The 18,777-nt window shown below is 68.2% G+C and carries 17 protein-coding genes; 7 read left to right on the top strand and 10 right to left on the bottom strand.

Features of this window, described 5'->3' with window-relative positions:
- Positions 1-109: 109 nt before the first annotated feature.
- Together MRBLWO13_RS18935 and MRBLWO13_RS18930 are read right to left on the bottom strand one after the other, a co-directional pair.
- Positions 110-382, bottom strand: coding sequence for a GlsB/YeaQ/YmgE family stress response membrane protein (locus MRBLWO13_RS18935; RefSeq protein WP_341975644.1), 273 nt, complete (start codon positions 380-382; stop codon positions 110-112).
- A gap of 154 nt (positions 383-536) precedes the next feature.
- Entirely contained in the window at positions 537-1,451 is a 915-nt protein-coding gene (locus MRBLWO13_RS18930) for a Bax inhibitor-1/YccA family protein (protein ID WP_341975643.1), read from the bottom strand.
- Between the two features lie 87 nt (positions 1,452-1,538).
- On the opposite strand from MRBLWO13_RS18930, the gene MRBLWO13_RS18925 reads away from it, so the two are divergent.
- The gene (locus tag MRBLWO13_RS18925) at positions 1,539-2,525 is read left to right on the top strand and encodes a glycerophosphodiester phosphodiesterase family protein (RefSeq protein ID WP_341975642.1); all 987 of its coding nucleotides are present in this window, start codon (positions 1,539-1,541) and stop codon (positions 2,523-2,525) included.
- 24 nt (positions 2,526-2,549) lie between these two features.
- Here the strand turns inward: MRBLWO13_RS18925 and MRBLWO13_RS18920 are convergent, their stop codons facing one another.
- Both MRBLWO13_RS18920 and MRBLWO13_RS18915 read right to left on the bottom strand, forming a co-directional pair.
- A complete protein-coding gene (locus tag MRBLWO13_RS18920; protein ID WP_341975641.1) occupies positions 2,550-3,011 on the bottom strand; it encodes a hemerythrin domain-containing protein in 462 nt (153 codons plus the stop codon).
- Between the two features lie 15 nt (positions 3,012-3,026).
- Positions 3,027-3,419: a YccF domain-containing protein gene (locus MRBLWO13_RS18915; protein ID WP_341975640.1), complete on the bottom strand. Its 393-nt coding sequence runs from the start codon at positions 3,417-3,419 to the stop codon at positions 3,027-3,029.
- Positions 3,420-3,601: 182 nt separating this feature from the next.
- On the opposite strand from MRBLWO13_RS18915, the gene MRBLWO13_RS18910 reads away from it, so the two are divergent.
- Positions 3,602-6,439 (top strand): lamin tail domain-containing protein, encoded by a 2,838-nt coding sequence (locus MRBLWO13_RS18910; RefSeq protein WP_341975639.1) that lies wholly within the window; start codon positions 3,602-3,604, stop codon positions 6,437-6,439.
- 127 nt (positions 6,440-6,566) lie between these two features.
- Here MRBLWO13_RS18910 and MRBLWO13_RS18905 read toward each other — a convergent pair whose 3' ends face one another.
- Positions 6,567-6,968 (bottom strand): pyridoxamine 5'-phosphate oxidase family protein, encoded by a 402-nt coding sequence (locus tag MRBLWO13_RS18905; protein WP_341975638.1) that lies wholly within the window; start codon positions 6,966-6,968, stop codon positions 6,567-6,569.
- A gap of 68 nt (positions 6,969-7,036) precedes the next feature.
- Between MRBLWO13_RS18905 and MRBLWO13_RS18900 the strand changes: the two genes are divergently transcribed.
- The 3 genes from MRBLWO13_RS18900 (at position 7,037) to ligD (ending at position 11,990) form a co-directional block, all read left to right on the top strand.
- Positions 7,037-9,502 (top strand): UvrD-helicase domain-containing protein, encoded by a 2,466-nt coding sequence (locus MRBLWO13_RS18900; protein WP_341975637.1) that lies wholly within the window; start codon positions 7,037-7,039, stop codon positions 9,500-9,502.
- Positions 9,503-9,777: 275 nt separating this feature from the next.
- A complete protein-coding gene (locus MRBLWO13_RS18895; RefSeq protein WP_341975636.1) occupies positions 9,778-10,893 on the top strand; it encodes an SseB family protein in 1,116 nt (371 codons plus the stop codon).
- Between the two features lie 44 nt (positions 10,894-10,937).
- The gene (gene ligD, locus MRBLWO13_RS18890; RefSeq protein ID WP_341975635.1) at positions 10,938-11,990 is read left to right on the top strand and encodes a non-homologous end-joining DNA ligase; all 1,053 of its coding nucleotides are present in this window, start codon (positions 10,938-10,940) and stop codon (positions 11,988-11,990) included.
- Positions 11,991-12,008: 18 nt separating this feature from the next.
- Here the strand turns inward: ligD and MRBLWO13_RS18885 are convergent, their stop codons facing one another.
- Positions 12,009-12,986, bottom strand: coding sequence for an NADP-dependent oxidoreductase (locus MRBLWO13_RS18885; RefSeq protein WP_341975634.1), 978 nt, complete (start codon positions 12,984-12,986; stop codon positions 12,009-12,011).
- Positions 12,987-13,078: 92 nt separating this feature from the next.
- Here MRBLWO13_RS18885 and MRBLWO13_RS18880 point away from each other — a divergent pair, with 92 nt between their 5' ends.
- The gene (locus MRBLWO13_RS18880) at positions 13,079-13,525 is read left to right on the top strand and encodes a MarR family transcriptional regulator (RefSeq protein WP_341975633.1); all 447 of its coding nucleotides are present in this window, start codon (positions 13,079-13,081) and stop codon (positions 13,523-13,525) included.
- Here MRBLWO13_RS18880 and MRBLWO13_RS18875 read toward each other — a convergent pair.
- Positions 13,498-14,541 (bottom strand): ATP-dependent DNA ligase, encoded by a 1,044-nt coding sequence (locus tag MRBLWO13_RS18875; RefSeq protein WP_341975632.1) that lies wholly within the window; start codon positions 14,539-14,541, stop codon positions 13,498-13,500. The genes MRBLWO13_RS18880 and MRBLWO13_RS18875 overlap by 28 nt on opposite strands.
- Positions 14,542-14,578: 37 nt before the next feature.
- Positions 14,579-16,030: an NAD(P)/FAD-dependent oxidoreductase gene (locus MRBLWO13_RS18870; RefSeq protein ID WP_341975631.1), complete on the bottom strand. Its 1,452-nt coding sequence runs from the start codon at positions 16,028-16,030 to the stop codon at positions 14,579-14,581.
- A 94-nt stretch (positions 16,031-16,124) separates the two neighbouring features.
- On the opposite strand from MRBLWO13_RS18870, the gene MRBLWO13_RS18865 reads away from it, so the two are divergent.
- Positions 16,125-16,625, top strand: a complete 501-nt coding sequence (locus tag MRBLWO13_RS18865; protein WP_341975630.1) for a hypothetical protein — start codon at positions 16,125-16,127, stop codon at positions 16,623-16,625.
- A 27-nt stretch (positions 16,626-16,652) separates the two neighbouring features.
- On the opposite strand, the gene MRBLWO13_RS18860 is transcribed toward MRBLWO13_RS18865, so the two are convergent.
- Positions 16,653-17,888, bottom strand: coding sequence for an acyl-CoA dehydrogenase family protein (locus tag MRBLWO13_RS18860; RefSeq protein ID WP_341975629.1), 1,236 nt, complete (start codon positions 17,886-17,888; stop codon positions 16,653-16,655).
- Between the two features lie 93 nt (positions 17,889-17,981).
- Positions 17,982-18,644 carry a helix-turn-helix domain-containing protein gene (locus tag MRBLWO13_RS18855; RefSeq protein WP_341975628.1) on the bottom strand — a complete coding sequence of 221 codons (663 nt, stop codon included), beginning with the start codon at positions 18,642-18,644 and terminating at the stop codon, positions 17,982-17,984.
- Between the last annotated feature and the right edge of the window lie 133 nt (positions 18,645-18,777).

Raw genomic sequence — 18,777 nt, 5'->3', positions numbered from 1 at the left:
GTGCCGCCGACTCCTGCCGGCGGCACAGACAGGAACCGCCCCTGCCGGAAGCAAAGCTGTCCGAGCAGAGGCGGAACCTCTTTCACCGCGCGCGACGCGCGAGGTGAGATCAGTCGCGAACGCGCGATCCGCGTCCGACGATCAGGCCGTAGATCAGCAGAACGATGATCGCACCGCCGATCGCGAGCAGCCAGGTCGAGAGATCCCAGAAGTTCTCGAGACCGACGCCGAAGAGCATCGAGCCGATCCAGCCGCCGAGCAGGGCTCCGACGACGCCGAGCAGAAGGGTGACGAGCCACCCGCCGCCTTGACGTCCGGGAAGGATGAGCTTGGCGATGGCACCGGCGATAAGGCCCAGAATGATGAAGGCGAGGAAACCCATGGTCAGCTCCTTTGTGTCAGGATCCCCGAGTCGCGGGGATTCGTGAGTCCACTGTGCTGGCCTCCGGACATCTCGGATACCCCCTTGCGCCGGGGTCACCAGGTATGCAAAGAGGCCCGCCTCCAGGTGGAGACGGGCCTCTTTCGAGTCGTGACTAGTTGCTGCCGCGGACGATCGCGATCATGCGCAGGATCTCGACGTACAGCCACACGACGGTGACCATGATGCCGAAGCCGCCGAGCCAGCCGTACTTGCGCGGTGCGCCGTTGCGCACGCCCTGCTGGATCTGGTCGAAGTCCATCACCAGCGAGTACGCGGCCATGAAGACCACGAGGACGCCGATGATGAGGCCGAGCGGGATGCCCATGACTTCCTGGCTGAGAAGGCCGAACGCCTGGCCGGCCGGGAGCACGTTCGTCCACATCAGGACGAGGTTGAGCAGCGAGAAGACCATGTAGCCGAGCATCGCGATCATGACGATCTTGGTCATCTTCTTCGACGCGCGGATCTTGCCGCTGGCGAAGAGGGCGAGGGTCACACCGACGACGGCGACCGTCGCGAGGGTGGCCTGCATGACGATGCCGGGCCAGATCATCTCGAAGAACGCGGAGATGCCACCGACGAACAGGCCCTCCAGTGCCGCGTAGACGAAGATCAGTGCGGGACGCACCTTCTTGCGCGAGGTGAAGGTGATCACCATGGCGAGCACGAAGCCACCGAAGGCGCCGATCATCCACGGAAGCATCGAGACGCCCTGGCGGGGGTCGATCTGCACGCCGCCGAGGGTCCAGACCCAGCCGATGGCGGCGGTGACGAGCAGGATGCCGAAGAGGGCGGCGGTCTTCCAGACCGTGTCCTCGACCGTCATCCGGTCGGTCTCGATCGCGCCAGCGGGCGGACCGGCGTACATGCCCTCCAGCTGTGCGTTGGCGGCAGCATCCATTCCGGCGTGCTGCGCGGAACCGAACTGCGCACCCTGAGCCGCAGCCTGCGGGCCGCCGGGGTAGGTCGCGACATTGCGCGGATCCTGCTGCTTGAACGCCGGATTGTTGAAGGCGAAATTGCTCATGGTGGGCCTCACTCCAAAGTGTGCGTAGGTCTCTTTCCTCCACGATACCCGCGCGGTGCGCTCAGTGGCGTGTTCTACGCTGAGAGCGTGCCCAGGAAATCACCGCTCGTCATCGGTCATCGCGGCGCTCCCGGCTACCGTCCGGAGCACAGCCGATCGTCGTACGAGCTCGCGCTCGCCATGGGCGTCGACGCCGTGGAGCCCGACATCGTCGCCACCCAGGACGGCGTCCTCGTCGTGCGGCACGAGAACGAGATCTCCGGCACCACCGACGTCGCCGAGCATCCTGAGTTCGCCGACCGACGCACCACCAAGCGCGTCGACGGCCAGGCACTGACCGGCTGGTTCACCGAGGACTTCACCTGGGCCGAGCTGACCACTCTGCGCAGCCGCGAGCGGCTGCCCGAGGTGCGGCTGACCAGCGCGAGCTTCGACGGGTCGCAGGCCATTCTGCGACTGAGCGACGTGCTCGACATCGTGCGCGCCGGCTCGATCGAGCACGGGCGCGAAATCGGCGTGGTGCTGGAGATCAAGCACGCGACCTACTTCGCGAGCATCGGCCTGGATCTTGCTCCCCTGATCGAACGGGATCTTCGCGAGGCAGGCTGGGCCGACGGCGAGCTGCCCCTCATCATCGAGTGCTTCGAATCGACGGTGCTCGGCCACCTGCGTGCACGAGGGATCGCCGCTTCCTACGTCTATCTGATCGAGGCATCCGGCCGCCCGTACGACCTCCTCGTCGCGCAGGGCAAGCAGGCGCTCAGCTACAAGGCCACGATCACGCCGCGGGGACTCGATGGTCTGGTCGGCAAGGTCGATGGCATCAGCGTCAACAAGAGGATGCTCCTGGCCAAGGGCAACACGATCGTGGACGATGCGCATGCGCGCGGCCTCAAGGTGTTCACCTGGACCGCCCGCCCGGAGAACGCGTTCCTGGCCGCGGAGTTCCGCGGTGCCGGCGGACGCAGCGAGTACGGCGACTACGAGGCGGAGTGGGCAGCGATCGCGCGCACCGGGATCGACGGCGTGTTCGTCGATCACCCCGATCTGGGCGTGGGCTTCTTCCGCAACTGAGCATTCGCCCGCGATCCGGGGGCATCAGAGCGGTCCCAGGACCTCCGGCACGGTTTTCTCGAGCCGCAGCGCGCGAAGGGGAGCGAGGATCTCCCGCTCTTCGAAGCGGAAATGCGACTCCATGATCGCGCCGATCCCGTCGAGGTGGCGTTCGATCGACGCCGTATCCTCATCGCGTTCGACGGCGTTGCGCAGCGCGTTCAGCAGGTGGGAGAGCATCGAGTGATCCTGCATGAGCTTGTCGATCACTCCGGAGAGTTCGGGATGCTCGTCACGCAGCGCGGGGAACAGGCTGCGGTCCTCGCTGCGGTGGTGGCCGTCCAACGCCGAGCAGAAACCGATGCAGAAGAGCAGCAGCTCGGACGCGGCATCCGGGGCGGTGTCGCCGACATCCAGCGCCACCCGGGTGGCGGAAAGGGCGGCGCGCAGGCGGGTGTGCGCCGAGCGGAGCTCTTCATCCCAGGCGATCAGGCGGTCGGCATCCACCGGGCAAGTGTACGGCTACCCCGCGAACGCACCCCGCCGGGTGGAAACGATCTCCTTGCCGAGGGGCACGAGCGAGATCGGCACCATCTTGAAGTCGGCGATACCCATCGGGATGCCGATGATCGTGATGCACAGTGCGATACCGGAGATGATATGACCGATCGCCAGCCACCAGCCCGCGAGGATCACCCAGAGCACGTTGCCGAGGAACGAGCCCACGCCGGCCGTCGGCTTGCTGATGACCTCACGCCCGAACGGCCAGATGGCGTAGCGGGCGATGCGGAACGACGCGATCGCCCACGGGATGGTCACGATCGGGATGCACAGCAGGATGCCCGCCAGCATGTAGCCGAGGAACAGGACCCATCCGGCGAGGATGACCCAGATGATGTTCAGGATCGTGCGCATGAGGTGATTGTCGCAGTCGTGGCTGGGACTACGCCTGACGCATGCGCCCGGCAGATGCCGGTGCGGTCGGGAGTTGATTGGCCGCCCGCCGTTCACCTCTCGTCCATCTGCACGCCGCCGCGCGGCCACGCGGCATCGGTGGTGTGGACTCACACCCGTCTGAGTTCTCACCCTGGAGCCCCATGTCCCGCCTGCACTCCGCGGCAGCGGTCACGACGGTCTGCGCGCTCAGCGCAGCCGCCCTGCTCGCCGCACCGCTCGCCGCCACCGGCGCCGATTCCCGCATCACCGAGACTTCGGGCGCACCCGCGGGTCTCGTCCTCAACGAGATCGTCTACGACGACGCGGCGACCGGACTCGCCGACCAGGTCGAGATCTACAACGCCGGCGCAGAGCCCATCTCGCTCGATGGCTGGTACATCTCCGACGAGAAGCGCGACACCTTCGGCCACGCGCCGGCCGGCACCACGCTGGCTCCGGGGGAGTTCCTCGTGCTGGTGAAGGACGTCGACTTCGATTTCGGTCTCGGCAAGGGCGACGAGGTCGTGCTGTTCGACCCGGCCGGCGCCGAGGCCGACGCATACGCCTACGAGAACACGGCTCCGCTGGCCGTGTGGGCGCGCTGCGCCGACGGCGTGGGCGAGTGGGCGCACGCGACCGCGGCGACCCCCGGCGCGGCCAACGACTGCACCGTGGTGCCGGTCACCGGCTCCATCGTGATCAACGAGGTCGACTCGCAGCCGGCCGACTGGGCGGAGTTCTACAACCCCGGTGGCGAGGCGCTCGACATCTCCGGCTTCGAGATCCGCGACAACTCCGACGATCACCGCTGGCAGTTCCGGCCGGGGACCCAGATCGGTGCGGGGGAGTTCCTCGTCGTCGACGAGAGCACGATCGGCATCGTCGACGGCACGGAGGCGGCATTCCGCGATCCGATCGGCATCGGCAGCGCCGATCGCATCCGTCTCTACGACGCCGCGGGTGTCCTGATCGATGACACGCTGATGTGGGACGGCCACGCGGCGATCGGCGGGGACTTCAGCGCCGCCACGCTGGCGCGCTGCCCCGATGGCGTCGGCGCATTCATCCTCGCCCACGCCACCCCGGGTGCGACCAACTCGTGCGTGATGCCGGACGTCGCGATCAACGAGATCGAATCCAACGGCGACGCCACCGACTGGGTCGAGGTCGTCAATGCGGGGAGCACCTCCGTCGACCTCTCCGGGTGGACCGTGATGGACAACGATCCGTCCGGCCACGCTGGCGACGTGACGCCGCTGCCCGCCGGCACGATGCTCGAGCCGGGCGCCTACGTCGTTTTCGACCAGCCCACCGCGTTCAGCTTCGGCCTCGGCAACGGCGACACAGTGACGATCCGTGATGCGAACGGCAACACCGTCGACGAATACGTCTACCCGGCGCACGCGGACGGCGTCTGGGCGCGGTGCGCGGACGGCACCGGAGATTTCGCGGATCAGGCGATCTCGACCAAGGGCGCGCGCAACGCCTGCGGAAGCCCTGTGCGCATCAACGAAGTCGAATCCGATGGCGGTTCCCCCGATGACTGGGTCGAACTGGTCAACCCGACGGCGGACGCGCTCGACGTGTCCGGCATCGTCGTGAAGGACGACGACGATGCGCACGCCTACACGATCCCGGCAGGCACGGCGATCGCCGCAGGCGGCTATCTCGTCATCGAGCGCGCGCAGCTCGGTTTCGGTCTGGGCGGCGGGGACGCGGTGCGCGTGTTCGACGGCGACCTGATCGTCGACGAGACGACGTGGGGCGAGGGCCATGCGGCCACGAGCTGGGGGCGCTGCCCCGACATCACCGGTGCCTTCGCGCTGACCGCTCAGCCGACCAGGGGCGCCGCCAACGAGTGCGCCGGCGAGATCGCGTTCTCGCCGTGGCCGGGATCGGCCGAGGTCCGTGCGCTCGACGCCATCCCGATGTTCCTCGAGGACAGCTCGGGGCTCGACATCCAGGAGACCGCGGACGGCGCCGTTCTCTGGGCGGTCGACAACGGGGATGGACGCATCTGGAAGCTCGATGCGCACGCAGACGGTTCTGTCGTGAAGGCCGAAGGCTGGAACGACGGCAAGCGCATCCGTTTCCAGAAGGACGCATCGGACCCCGGCGCCGCCGGCCCGGACACCGAGGGCATCACGGTCGACGGCGAGGGCGCGGTCTATGTCGCATCCGAGCGTGACAACAGCGCCAAGGGCGTGAACCAGAACGTCGTGCTGAAGGTCGATCCGGATGCCGCAGCCGGTGATCTCGTCGCGCAGCAGGAGTGGGATCTGACCGCTTTGCTTCCCGCCGTGGGTGCGAACCTCGGCATGGAGGCGGTCGAATGGGTTCCGGATGCAGCGCTGGCGGGCGTGCTCTTCGACGACAACACCGGTGCCGCCTACGACCCGGCTGACTATGCCGGTCGCGGAGGAGGCCTGTTCTTCGTGGCCATCGAGGACAACGGTCACGTCTATGCGTTCGCGCTCGGAACCGACGGGAGTGCGACCCTCGTCTCCGAGATCGCACCGGGACTCGCCGGAGTGATGGCGCTGGACTACGACAGCGTGCGCGACGTGCTGTGGGCCGTGTGCGATGACGGCTGCCAGGGTCGTTCGGCCGAGATCACGCTGAACGGCACCGCACAGCCGGGCCTGGCGCACTTCGAGCGCCCCGCCGGAATGCCCGACATCAACAACGAGGGCTTCGCCACCGCTCCGGCATCGCTGTCGGTGGACGGGCAGCGACCGGTGTGGTGGTTCGCCGACGGTTTCGCGTCCGAGGCGCTGCGGACCGGCACACTCCCCGGGGTCGACGGCGAGAACCCCGGTGGCGAGAACCCCGGCGGTGAGACGCCGACGGGTCCTGGCGCGGGGAGCCCTGGTACCGGAACCCCCGGTGGCGGGCTCGCTGCAACCGGCTCCGAGGCACCCGTCGCGGCGATCGCGCTGGCGCTGATGCTCCTCCTGGCCGGAGCGGCGATCGCGCGTCGGCGTTCACGCTCGGTGTGAGTTGAGCGGGGTGCGCGGGTCGCCCGCGCACCCCGCTCGGCTCGGCGGGCGTCGGTGCCGCCGTTGCTGTCCATCTCCGGGACCCATCCGGCATCGCGGCGCCGGCGGCGAATCGCGTGATGAGAGATCAGCGACGCGGGCGCTGCACGCTGCGCCCGGACACCGCGTGCACATGCAACCGCAGAGGAAGGTCGCGGTCACCACCCGCCCACGGGTGGACGCGGCCGGAGGCCGGAAGGGCGTCGAGCTCGCCGACCGGCATCGCGGACACCGTGCCGTTCAGCAGCACGCTCCAGCCGGTCCCGGCGAGGTCGTCGTGATGATCGACCTCGAAGGCGACCTCCAGCTCACTCGCGGGAAGCGTGCTGAGGATGCTGTCCGGCGCCGTGCGGACGACGATGTCACGGTCGTCGAGGAAGTAGTTGACCGGGATGATCTGCACCCGGCCATCGCGCACGAAGCCGAATCGTCCTACGGTCGTCGTGCGCAGCAAATCGAAGCACTTCTGCTCGCTCAGACTGGTGATCATCGCTCGCCCCTCGTCGTGAGCACCGATCGTACTCCGCTGTCCTAGGCCCCGCCTAGACTCGTAAGGCCATGACCGACGCTCCTCTCATCGTCCCCTCCACCGCCGGCCCACGCTCCTCGTCATCGGAGTCCGCTGGTGCTTCCGACGACCTCCTCGCCGGGCTCAACCCGCAGCAACTCGAGGCGGTGACATACCGCGGCCAGGCGCTGCTCATCGTGGCGGGTGCCGGCTCGGGAAAGACCAGTGTGCTGACGCGCCGCATCGCGTCGCTGCTGCGGAGTCGTGAGGCATGGCCGAGCCAGATCCTCGCGATCACCTTCACCAACAAGGCTGCCGGCGAGATGCGTGAGCGCGTCGGCGCGCTCGTCGGCGAAGCATCCCGCGGCATGTGGATCTCGACCTTCCACTCCGCCTGCGTGCGGATCCTCCGTCGTGAGGCCGAGCAGTTCGGCTTCACCAAATCGTTCACGATCTACGACTCGGGAGATTCCCGCGCGTTGCTCAAGCGACTGGTCAAAGAGCATGAGGCCGACGCGTACGGGCTGACTCCGGCATCCGTGCAGTCGCGCATCTCGAAGCTCAAGAACGAACTGTCGGATGCCGATTCCTACGCGCGTCAGGCGAACATGTCAGATCCGGCGGAGCGGATCTTCGTCGAGCTCTTCGCCGACTACCAGCGGCAGCTGCAGAAGGCGAACGCCTTCGACTTCGACGACCTCATCGGGCAGACGGTCTATCTGTTCCGTGCGTTCCCGGAGGTGGCGAACACCTACCGGCGCCGCTTCCGGCACATCCTCGTCGACGAGTACCAGGACACCAACCACGCCCAGTACTCGCTCATCCACGAGCTGACCCGGCCGGTTTCGAGCGAGGCTCCCGATCCATATGCCTCGAACGGCATGATGATCTTCGAACCCGAGACCTCGCCGGAGCTCGAGGGGGCATCCCTCACCGTGGTCGGTGATTCCGACCAATCCATCTACGCCTTCCGCGGCGCGGACATCCGCAACATCAGCGAGTTCGAACGGGACTTCCCCGGCGCACGTGTCGTGCTGCTGGAGCAGAACTACCGTTCGACGCAGAACATCCTGTCGGCCGCGAACGCCGTGATCGGCAACAACTTCGACCGCAAGGACAAGAAGCTCTGGAGCGACAAGGGCGACGGCGACAAGATCGTCGGCTTCACCGGCTACTCGCAGCACGATGAGGCCCAGTTCGTCGCCGACGAGGTCGAGGCGCTGCGCCGCGCGGGGATGCCGTACTCCGAGATGGCCGTCTTCTACCGCACGAACTCCCAGTCCCGCGCGCTCGAGGAGATCTTCATCCGCTCTGCCGTCCCCTACAAGGTCATGGGCGGCACCAAGTTCTACGACCGCGCAGAGATCAAGGACGCGCTCGCCTACCTCGTGGCGGTCGCGAATCCCGCCGACGAGATGTCGGTGCGGCGCATCCTGAACAAGCCCAAGCGCGGCATCGGTGATGTCTCCGAGACGGCCATCGCACGATTCGCCGAGGAACACGGCATCTCCTTCCGCGACGCTCTTTCCCTGTCGCCCCAGTTGGGATTCGGCCCGAAGATCCAGGCCGCCATCGCCCAGCTCGACGGGGTGCTCGCCGAGGCGACCGCGATCATGCTGCCGGCGACGGGAGAGGTGCCGGCGCCGACGACGGTCGCCGACGGCCTCAGCCTTCTCCTGACGAAGAGCGGATACCTCGACGCGCTGCGCAGGAGCCGTGACCCGCAGGACGAGGCGCGGGTCGAGAACCTCGACGAGTTCGTCGCCGTCGCCAGGGACTTCGCCCGCAACAATCCCGACGGCACGATCGTCGACTTCCTCACCGAGGTCGCCCTGGTCAGCGATGCCGACGATCTGGATGACGAATCCGGTTCGGTGTCGTTGATGACGATGCACACCGCCAAGGGGCTCGAGTACGACGCGGTGTTCGTCACCGGTGTCGAGGAGGATCTGATCCCGCACCGGATCTCGGCGGGGGAGCCGGGCGGTCCGCAGGAGGAGCGCCGGCTGTTCTACGTCGGCATCACCAGGGCGCGCAAGCGCCTGCACCTCTCGCTCGCGATGACCAGGGCGCAGTTCGGCGAGGTCACGGTCGCGATGCCGAGCCGCTTCCTGCAGGAGATCCCGGTCGGCCTCGTCGACTGGCGGCAGTCGCCGGGAGACGTGAACTCCCGCGGTGGAATGCAGTCGAGGGCGCTGAACGCCCGACGACCAGGTGGCGGGTTCGGATCCTCCGGCTCGGGCGATCGCTTCGGCGTGAAGCCTCTCCCTGGCGGCGACTCCCTCAAGCCGCTGTCCACGGCGATGGACAAGTTCCCGAACCGGGTCACGGCGAAGATGCGCGACAACGGCGATCTCGAACTCGCCGCCGGCGACCGTATCCGCCACTCCGATTTCGGCGAGGGGCGCGTGGACGCCGTGACCGGCGAAGGTGCGAAGCGCATCGCCCACGTGCGCTTCGATTCCGCCGGGCAGAAGAAACTGCTCATCAAGGTCGCGCCGATCGAGAAGATCTAGGCAGCGTTCCCGCGCCGCCCCCTGTGCCGATCGGGACTCGGGGGTCGCAGATTGTCGCGTCGTGGGCGTGGTGACGGCCATGTGCGTCCCCTGGGCGGGCTTGAGAGGGGACGCAGATTGTCGTGACGTGGGCGGCGTGGCGGCCATGTGTGACCCCTGCCATGGGGGCGGGGACGCAGATTGTCGCGTCGTGGGTCGGGTGACGGCCATGTGTGACTCCTGCTGCGCGCCGCCGACCGCAGCAGGTGCCCGCGCCGCGGGTTAGGCTGACAGATATGGGCCTTTTCTCCCGCAAGAAGACCGAAGACGCTCCGGATGCCGTAGAGGCCAAGGACGCGGCGACCGCCGAGGATGCGTCCTCGCAGGAGACTGCACCGGACGAGGTCGCCGAAGTCGTCCCGTCGATCGGCATCTCCGTGCAGGCCTTCCGTGGTGTCGGCGCGGAGGCGGGTCCCGAGGTCTCGTTGCCGGACCCGGATGCCGCGCAGGCGAAGGCGTCTGCCCCGGCTTCAGCCCCCGCAGCCCCGCAGGTCCCGGCCGCCCCCGCGGAGCGCAAGCTTCCGCTGGCGCCGGCGCTGCCGCCCGAGCAGACCGAGACGGTCGCCGGGATGAAGGACAACGTCCTGCTGCGTGAAGCGTTGAAGGAGATCGCCGAGGGCGCGAGCAACGATCAGCTCCTCGGAGTGCTGCGCCAGACGCTGCAGGGGCACCTGTACCTTCGCGTGAACGGCGATGCTCGTGCGCAGATCAGCGAAGGCAAGCCGCTCTCGATCGCCGTGGTCCGCGACGGCGATCGATCGTTCATGCTCGCGTTCAGCTCGGCCGCGGCGGTCCGTGACTCCGTGAAGCAGGAGACCGACCCGTCGGCGACATCTGCGGTCGCGCAGCCGGTCACCTCCGTGCTGCAACAGGTCGTCGCTGGGGAGTTCACCGGGCTGATCGTCGACAACGCATCTGCCCCGCATCGCGTCGTCTTCCCCACCGAGCTGCTGCAGAAGGCGCTCGAGCAGGCCGAACCCGAGCTGACGGTCAAGACCATTCTGGCGGCGCCGCGACAGGCCGATTCTGCGGTGAAGGTCGGCGAGGCGCTCGCGACGAAGCGGATGTGGGTGGCGGTGAATGACGGGAACGGATCGGGCCAGGTCGGCATCGCCGAGGCGCAGACCGCAGACGGCAAGCGATTCCTCCAGCTCTTCTCGCACCCGCTCGAGGTGCTCGCGCTCGGGCGCGGCGATCGGCCGCTGCCGTTCGGGCCGGAGCAGCTGGCCAAGGTCCTGACGAGTCATTCCGAGATGGCCGGCGTCATCGTCGACCCGGCGGGTCCCTCGCTGGTCGTCGAGCGCGATGCGCTTGCGCCGGTGCTCGTGCTGGCCGTCGATCTCGGCGACTGACGCCGGGGGTTCCCCGCACGGCGGTCGCGCCATAGGGTCGGAGCATGGCCTCCGAACGAGTGACCCTGACCGTCGCCGACCCCGATGGAGAACGCGAAGTCGCGCTCTCGAGCCCGAACCGACCGGTGTGGCCGGAACCCGGGATCACCAAGGCCGAGCTCGCCGAGTACGCCCAGCTGGTCGCGACGCCCTTTCTCGCCGCGAACGGCCACCGACCGGTCTCTCTGGAGCGCTTTCGCGCCGGGATCGACAGTGAGGGCTTCTTCTCGAAGAACCCGCCGAAGGGAACGCCCGACTACGTCGACGACGTGATGGTGACGTACAACAGCGGGCGGAAGCATCCGCAGATCGTCCTCACCCGGCCCTCGGCCATCGTCTGGGCCGTGCAGATGAACACCGTGGTCTTCCACCCCTGGGCGTCGCTGGCTTCGGATGCCGACAACCCCGTCGAGCTGCGCATCGACCTGGATCCGCAGCCGGGGACCGACTTCGCCGATGCCATCACGGCGGCCCACGCACTGCGGGAGGTGCTGCGCGACGCCGGTCTGGAGGCCTTCATCAAGACCAGCGGCAACCGCGGGCTGCACGTGTTCGCTCCGATCGAGCCAGTGCACGAGTTCCTGATCGTGCGCCACGCCGTGATCGCCGCCGGACGCGAGCTCGAGCGCCGGATGCCGGAGCAGGTGACGATGAACTGGTGGAAGGAAGAGCGAGGCGAGCGGATCTTCGTCGACTTCAACCAGGCGAATCGCGATCGCACGATGGCCGGCGCCTACAGTCCGCGTGCTCTTCCCGGCGCGACCGTGTCGACCCCGGTCGAGTGGGAAGAGCTGGACGGCCTCGATCCGTCGCGGTTCACCGTGCGCAGCATCCCGCAGCGTCTCGCCGACGTCGGTGACCCCTGGGCGCACATGCAGGACAACCCGGGCCGGATCGATGTGCTGCTGGAGTGGTGGGAGCGCGACAAAGCCGACGGTCTCGGCGAGCTGCCGTTCCCGCCGGAGTTCCCGAAGATGCCGGGGGAGCCTCCTCGCGTGCAGCCCAGCAAGAAGGTCGCCGCGAACTGGGACGAGGACGGCACCAGGGCCGAAGCCTAGCCGGGACCCACGTTCGGCTCACCTGATCCGGAGCGCCAGCTTTCCCACGTAGTGATCGCGCAGGGCCTGGTGGGCGCTGCGGACATCGTCCAGCGCGAACGTCTGGGCGACATGGACCTCGAAGTCGCTCGCGTCGATGATCCCGTTCAGACGTGCCGCAGCTGTACTGCTTCGGTCGCCGTCGTAGTGCGAGAGAGTCGCGCGCGGTGCTTCCGAGGGCAGGGGGTATACGCCGTGCGGCCAGGCGATTCGCCCTGATTCCTTGACCGCCTGCAACGCGCGCTCAGTGGTTTCGCCGCCGACGGTGACGAGCGCCGCATCCAGCCCATCCGGCGCGAAGGTGGCCGCCGCGGCCAGCACGTCGTCTGCGCGGCCGTCGACGACGGCATCGGCGCCGAGGCGCTCAGCCAGAGCGACGCCGTCATCGCCGGAGGCCACCGCCAGAACCCGAAGACCGCGGTGTCCCGCCAGCTGAACGGCGAGGTGTCCGATACCTCCGCTGGCGCCGAAGACCATGAGCGAGGCGCCCGGCTGCAGGTCGAGAAGGTCGAGACCGCTCAGCGCGGTCAGTGCGTCCCAGGCCATCGCGCCGGCCTGTTCGAACGGCATCCGGTCAGGCAGACGTGTCACATGCTCCTCCGCGACGACGCCGTACTCGGCGTAGAAACCACCGCGGGGGAGCGGAGTCGTCGCCGCGTAGACACGGTCGCCGACGGCGAACCGGGTGACGTTGCGTCCCACAGCCGCCACCGTTCCGGCCGCATCCCAGCCGAGCACGTACGGGAATCTCGACGGAAGGTCGAAAGCCCCCTCGAATTCGCCCTGTCGCTCGGCGGCATCCCAGGACCCGACTCCGGCGACATACACGCGGATCAGGACATCGTCTTCGCCGACCTCCGGAACGGGGAGCAGGCGTGTCGTGAGTTCCTCCGCCCCGCCGAATCGGTCGAGGACGGCGGCTTTCATCATCGGGCTGACGGCCTGCTCATCGTTCATCGGTATCCGTGCTCCTCGGTTGCTTGATTGGATCAAGGAACAGTGAATCACGGATGCTTGATTGCATCAAGTATCTCGCCTACGCTGAGGTGATGGCACTGCCGAGCGGACCCACGCAGACATCGTCGGAGGCCGAAGCGATCCTGTTCGACCTGGTCGACGTGTACGACCGTGCCTACGGAGTCGCCGCGGCCGAGCTCTCGCTCAGCGCGGCGCAGGCCTGCGTTCTCGGGCGTCTCGGGGAGCGACGAGGCATGGGCGCGCTCGCTGCGGAGCTCGGATGCGATGCCTCCAACATGACCCAGATCGTCGGGCGCCTCGAGGCCCTCGACCTCGTGAGCCGCGAACCGAATCCGGTCGACCGCCGGGCACGGCTGGTCGCGCGTACACCGCGTGGAGACGAGCTCAACCGTCGCTTCGAGGAGGCCTTCACCTTCGCTCGCGCGGCCGTCGGGCGCCTGAGCGTCGACGAACAGGAACAGCTCACCGCTCTGCTGCGCAAGGCGCTCGGTCAGGCGAGCACGCCGGCCAAGTCGTAGCCGGCGACGGTGTCGAGCTGCTCGTAGGTGCACGACCGCGCCTCGCGATCGGGGCGCCAGCGATCGAACTGCACGGTATGCCGGAATCGGGCGCCTTCGAGCTGGTCGTAGCGCACCTCGAGCACGCGCTCTGGGCGCAGGCGCACGAAGGAGACGTCCTTCGCACCGCTGAACCGGGAGCGCTCGCCCGCGCCGGTGATCGCCTCTCCTTCGTCGTCGCGCTCGACCAGGGGCTCGAGCTCTGCGACGAGTTCCTGACGGCGCGCATCGCTCCATGCCGCCACACCGCCGACCTGGCGCAGGACCCCGTCGGAGTCGTAGAGACCAACGAGGAGCGAGCCGACTCCGGATCCTGACTTGTGGACGCGGTAGCCGAGCGCGACCACATCGGCCGTGCGAGCGTGCTTGATCTTGACGAGTGTGCGCTTGCCCGGCGCGTACGGCTGGTCGAGCGGCTTCGCGACGACCCCGTCGAGTCCGGCGCCCTCGAATTCGGCGAGCCAGCGCACTGCCGCGTCGCGATCGCGCGTGGTGCGGGTCAGATGCAGCGGATGATCGACGCCGGCCATGAGCTTCTCCAGCCGCGCCCGCCGGTCGTGGAACGGCATGTCCAGCAGATCGTCATCGCCCTCGGCGAGCAGATCGAAAGCCACGAACATCGCCGGTGTCTCGGTGGCGAGCCGGGTGATTCGTGACGCGGCGGGATGGATACGCTGACTCAGCGCCTCCCAGTCCAGCCGCTGCGCCCCGCTCGCGCCGGTGGCGACCACGATCTCGCCATCGAGCAGGCACGGCCCAGGCAGAAGCCGGGAGACGGCGTCGACCAGCTCGGGGAAGTACCGGGTCAGCGGCTTCGCGCCGCGAGAACCGATCTCGACCGACTCTCCGTCCCATGCGACCAGCCCGCGGAAGCCGTCCCACTTCGGTTCGAACAGCAGGCCGCCGGGAGTCTTGACAGGATCCGGAACGGCCGCAGCCGCCTTCGCGAGCATCGGTGCGGGGATCAGGTAGCGCATGGCTCCATCCTGGTCTGGCGGAGCGAGCAGCGGTAGATCAGGCGAAGAGGTCGTCGAGTGAGACGGGAGTGCCGGCATCCGCCAGTGCCGTGCGTGCCGCGTGCCAGCCGGCCATGCCGTTGACCCCCGGGCCCGGCGGGGTGGATGCCGAGGCCAGATACACGCCGCGCATCGGCGTGCGCCACGGTGCCGACGACAGGGTGGGGCGGCGCACCATCTGCTGAACGGTGAAGTCGCCGCCCGAGATGTCCCCGCCGATCGTTGCGGGGTTGATCGCCTCGCGCTCGGACGCGCGCACCGCGTGGGTGGCCAGGATGCGATCACGGAAACCCGGTGCGAAGCGTTCGATCTGGCGCGTGATCGGCTCGGTGGGATCGAAGTCGGAGTTCGCGGGGACGTGCATGTAGGCCCAGAACACCGCCTTGCCCTCCGGCGCCCGGGTGGGGTCGAGCGTCGACGGCTGCACGGCGAGAACATACGGTCGTTCGGCGACGCGTCCTCGGGCGACGGCGTTCTCGCTGGCCCACGTCTCGGTGCGGGTGCCGCTCAGGTGTACGGTGGGCGCGCTTGCGACATCCGGATGCGCCCATGGCACCGGGCCGTCGAGAGCGAAGTCGACCTTCGCCGCCCCCGCGCCGTAGCGATAGCGACGCAGCGCGCGCGCGTACCCGGAGGGGAGACCGGGAAGCGTGAGCGCCAGGCGCGGCGAACCGTTGAGCAGCAGCAGATCTCCCTTCGCGGGGTCGCCCCAGTCGAGCGCCCCCAGATCGCGGATGTGCGCGTCGGTCTCGATCAGGCCGCCGTGGGCTTCGAGATCGACGCGGAGCGCGTCGGCGATCGCCTGGGCTCCGCCGCGCGGATACGGCCAACCACCGGCGTGTGCGAGGGCGGCGAGCAGCAGGCCGGCGCCAGCGGACGGCAGTGAGGGGAGTGCGGTGTTCCCATGGGCGACGACGCCGGAGAACAGCGCCGACGCCTCCTCGGTGCGGAAGAAGCGCTTCGCCACGGTGGATCCCTGATCGAGCGTCCGCAGGGCGAAGCGGGCGGCCGTGATCGGATGCCGCGGAACGCGGAGCAGCGACGAACCGGTGAAGTCGAGGACGCCGTCGATATGAGAACTCAGGGGCCGCAACAGGGTTCGCCACCTCTTCGCATCCGCCCCCAGGCCGTCGGCCGTGCGCTCGATGTCGCGCCAGGCGATCGCGGCGCGTCCGTCGTCGAGCGGATGCGCATACGCGGCGACGGGATTGATCCAGTCGAGGCGCCGGTCCAGGCCGAAGGCGCGGAAGAAAGGGGAGGAGTAGGCGCCAGGGTGCACGGCCGATCCGACGTCGTGCACGAAACCGGGGAGCGTCGATTGCGCGCTGCTCACGCCGCCGCCGATGCGCGCTCCCGCCTCGAGTACGCGCACCTGGTAGCCGGCGCGAGCCAGCGTCACGGCTGCCGCGAGGCCGTTCGGTCCCGAGCCGATGATCGTCGCACGTGCCATGAACTGAGTCTTTCATGTCTCGAATCGGCACCTTATTGCCCGCTTCGAGCGGAAGTGGTATCCGTGGGCCGCAGCAGGTGAGATCCTGGAGAGGATGAATGAAGTTCAGGGGCCAACCCCCGCAGGCACGTCCCGTCCGTACAAGTCCCTTCCGGAAGCGCTTCGCGCGCACCGGATCGCCGTCGAGGACTACGAGTACATCTCCGCAGTCCTCAATCAGGTCGGCATCACCAGCCTCATCGACCGAGGCCGTTACATCGAGGCGATTCGTCGCGGTGAAGGTGCAGCTCTGCACATCGGTAAGACCTACACCAACGGGTTCACCGAGGATGAGCAGATCGTCGTTGGCTCGCGTCCGGCGCTGCTGCAGCCGAGCGAGGGGCGTCCGCCGTACTTCTATCTGACGCACCCGAGCCAGATCGCCAGCAACACGCCGCCAGCCCGCGCGAAGCACCCGTCGCGTCCGCGCACGGCGACTCCCCGCACCGCGACGGCCGGTTCCGAGCGCATGACGCCGCTGATCGAGCGCGACTACGGCGTCTGCGACGTCTGCTTCATGGTGCGCGGCGCCGCCGGCAACTGCGGCTGCAACTGATCCCGCGAGCTGGGGTGGGCGCGGAACTCAGACGAACGCGCTCATTCCGGTGATGTCGCGGCCGAGCAGCAGTGCCTGCACGCTTTCCGTGCCCTCGTAGGTGTGGATGGCCTCGATGTCGGCCATGTGCTGCATGACGCCGTTCTCGAGCAGGATGCCGTTGCCGCCGAGCAGGTCGCGCGCGAGCGAGGCGATCCGGCGGGCGGCGCGGGTGTTGTGGAACTTCGCCAGTGAGGCCTGGGTCGGCCGCAGCGCGCCGGCGGTCTCGAGGTCGGCGAGGCGGCGGCAGTACAGCTGCATCGCGGTGAGGTCCTCCAGCATGTGCGTCAGGCGTTCCTGCACCATCTGGAACTTCGCCAGCGGCTTGCCGAACTGCACCCGCTGAGTCGCGTAGGCGAGCGCGGCCTCGTAGCAGGCTGTGGCATGGCCGAGCGCAGACCAGGCGACACCGGACCGGGTCGCATAGAGCACGGTCGAGGCATCCCGGAAACTCTTCGTCCCGGGGAGGACGGCGTCGAGCGGGACGCGCACGTCGTCGAAGAGGATGTGCGCCTGGTGGATTGCGCGCAGTGAGCCCTTTCCGCGGATCGGCGTGCCGATGTACCCGGGAGTGTCCTGTTCGACGAGGAAGCAGCGCACCGCGCCATGCTCCGCGGCGCCCTCGTCGTCGACGCGCGCCCACACGAAGGTGACGCCGCCGGACGAGCCGTTGCCGATCCACTTCTTCGCACCGCGGATGACCCACGTGTCGCCGTCGCGTCGGGCGACGGTCTCCAGCGACACCGAGTCCGAGCCGTGGTCCGGCTCTGTCAGCGCGAACGATCCGAACACGGAGCCGTCGGCCATGCCCGTCAGCCACTTCTCCTGCTGCTCCGGTGACCCGAACAGCGCGAGAGTGCGCAATGCGAGCCCGCCCTGCACAGCGAGCACGGTGCCCAGGGAGCCGTCGCCGCGCGAGATCTCCATGTTCACGAGCCCGGCGGCCAACGGTGAGAGCCGGGTGAGCGACGGATGCTCGATGCCGTCGACGACGAGATCCATCTCGCCCATGCGGCGGGCAGCATCGAGCGGGTATTCGGCACGATCCCAGGCATCCGCCATCTGCGGGCCGACCTCGTCGATGTACGCCTTCGCGCGATCCCACGCGACGCGATCATCTGCGGGGATGTCGCTGAAGACGGCGTAGTAGTCGCTGTCGAGGCGCGAGGTCGTGTCGTAGCTCTCGACGCTCTGGCCGGGGAAGGAGAGGGCTTCATCGCTCATAGTGCCGCCACTCTACTCCTCGCGGCATTGAGTTTCATATACCCAGGCACTCAGTTCCACCCCACTGGTGGCGATTCGAGCCCGGGTGTCGGCTCAGCCGAGCTCTTCGCGCAGCCGCCGAGAGATCTCTGCCACCGGCATCGATCGCGGGAACACGGCGACGACGACGTCATCGGGGGCTGACGCGGACGCCTCAGGGCCGACGCCGTAACGGCGACGGGCATCGGCGAGCGCATTCTGCAGGGTCGCGATCGGAACACGTTTCGTGTCGCGCAGGAGTTGGCGCAGCACATGATTGTGCACGGCGGTCACGAGGGCCGAGTACCCGACGGCATCCAGCGGATCGATGCCGGGCAGCGAACTGCGCAGGTACTCGTCGAACAGCCGCTCGTAGCGGAACACGGTGATGATCTCCCGGCCGCGCAGCACCGGCACGTCTCGCACGATCTGGTATCGACGGCGTGCCATCTCCGGGTCGCGGGCGAAGTGCGCGAAGACCCGCTCCGACGCCTCGCACACGGCTGTCCACGGATCGCTGTGTCCTTCGGCGAGGAAGGCGCGGACTTCTTCGAGGAGCACTTCGTGGTCGGCGAAGACGACATCCTCCTTGCCGCCGAACTGACGGAAGAACGTCGAGCGGGAGACGCCGGCGGCTTTCGCGATCTGCTCCACGGAGGTCTGGTCGTACCCCTGCTGCTGGAACAGTTCGAGCGCTGCGGCGACGACGGCGGAGCGCGGTTCTGCGGAGTCATGCATAGCGAGAAGCCTAGACCTGCGGCAGCACAGCGACGAGAGTCATGACGACGACCGTCCGGCGGGGCGTTCAGCCAGTAGTAGGCTGGTTTCTCGGGTCGATTCATCGATCGGCAACCGACATTCTGTCGCGTCC

Source organism: Microbacterium sp. LWO13-1.2 (genome assembly GCF_038397725.1).
Classification (GTDB): domain Bacteria; phylum Actinomycetota; class Actinomycetes; order Actinomycetales; family Microbacteriaceae; genus Microbacterium.
This window is presented reverse-complemented; position numbering and strand designations above follow the sequence as displayed.

What these genes read in the sequence shown, in the direction of transcription:
- MRBLWO13_RS18930 (WP_341975643.1), bottom strand. Translation starts at nt 1,451, where the DNA reads ATGAGCAATTTCGCCTTCAACAATCCGGCGTTCAAGCAGCAGGATCCG.
- MRBLWO13_RS18860 (WP_341975629.1), bottom strand. Translation starts at nt 17,888, where the DNA reads ATGAGCGATGAAGCCCTCTCCTTCCCCGGCCAGAGCGTCGAGAGCTAC.
- ligD (WP_341975635.1), top strand. Translation starts at nt 10,938, where the DNA reads ATGGCCTCCGAACGAGTGACCCTGACCGTCGCCGACCCCGATGGAGAA.
- MRBLWO13_RS18875 (WP_341975632.1), bottom strand. Translation starts at nt 14,541, where the DNA reads ATGCGCTACCTGATCCCCGCACCGATGCTCGCGAAGGCGGCTGCGGCC.
- MRBLWO13_RS18935 (WP_341975644.1), bottom strand. Translation starts at nt 382, where the DNA reads ATGGGTTTCCTCGCCTTCATCATTCTGGGCCTTATCGCCGGTGCCATC.
- MRBLWO13_RS18905 (WP_341975638.1), bottom strand. Translation starts at nt 6,968, where the DNA reads ATGATCACCAGTCTGAGCGAGCAGAAGTGCTTCGATTTGCTGCGCACG.
- MRBLWO13_RS18885 (WP_341975634.1), bottom strand. Translation starts at nt 12,986, where the DNA reads ATGAACGATGAGCAGGCCGTCAGCCCGATGATGAAAGCCGCCGTCCTC.
- MRBLWO13_RS18880 (WP_341975633.1), top strand. Translation starts at nt 13,079, where the DNA reads ATGGCACTGCCGAGCGGACCCACGCAGACATCGTCGGAGGCCGAAGCG.
- MRBLWO13_RS18910 (WP_341975639.1), top strand. Translation starts at nt 3,602, where the DNA reads ATGTCCCGCCTGCACTCCGCGGCAGCGGTCACGACGGTCTGCGCGCTC.
- MRBLWO13_RS18865 (WP_341975630.1), top strand. Translation starts at nt 16,125, where the DNA reads ATGAATGAAGTTCAGGGGCCAACCCCCGCAGGCACGTCCCGTCCGTAC.
- MRBLWO13_RS18900 (WP_341975637.1), top strand. Translation starts at nt 7,037, where the DNA reads ATGACCGACGCTCCTCTCATCGTCCCCTCCACCGCCGGCCCACGCTCC.
- MRBLWO13_RS18870 (WP_341975631.1), bottom strand. Translation starts at nt 16,030, where the DNA reads ATGGCACGTGCGACGATCATCGGCTCGGGACCGAACGGCCTCGCGGCA.
- MRBLWO13_RS18895 (WP_341975636.1), top strand. Translation starts at nt 9,778, where the DNA reads ATGGGCCTTTTCTCCCGCAAGAAGACCGAAGACGCTCCGGATGCCGTA.
- MRBLWO13_RS18855 (WP_341975628.1), bottom strand. Translation starts at nt 18,644, where the DNA reads ATGCATGACTCCGCAGAACCGCGCTCCGCCGTCGTCGCCGCAGCGCTC.
- MRBLWO13_RS18915 (WP_341975640.1), bottom strand. Translation starts at nt 3,419, where the DNA reads ATGCGCACGATCCTGAACATCATCTGGGTCATCCTCGCCGGATGGGTC.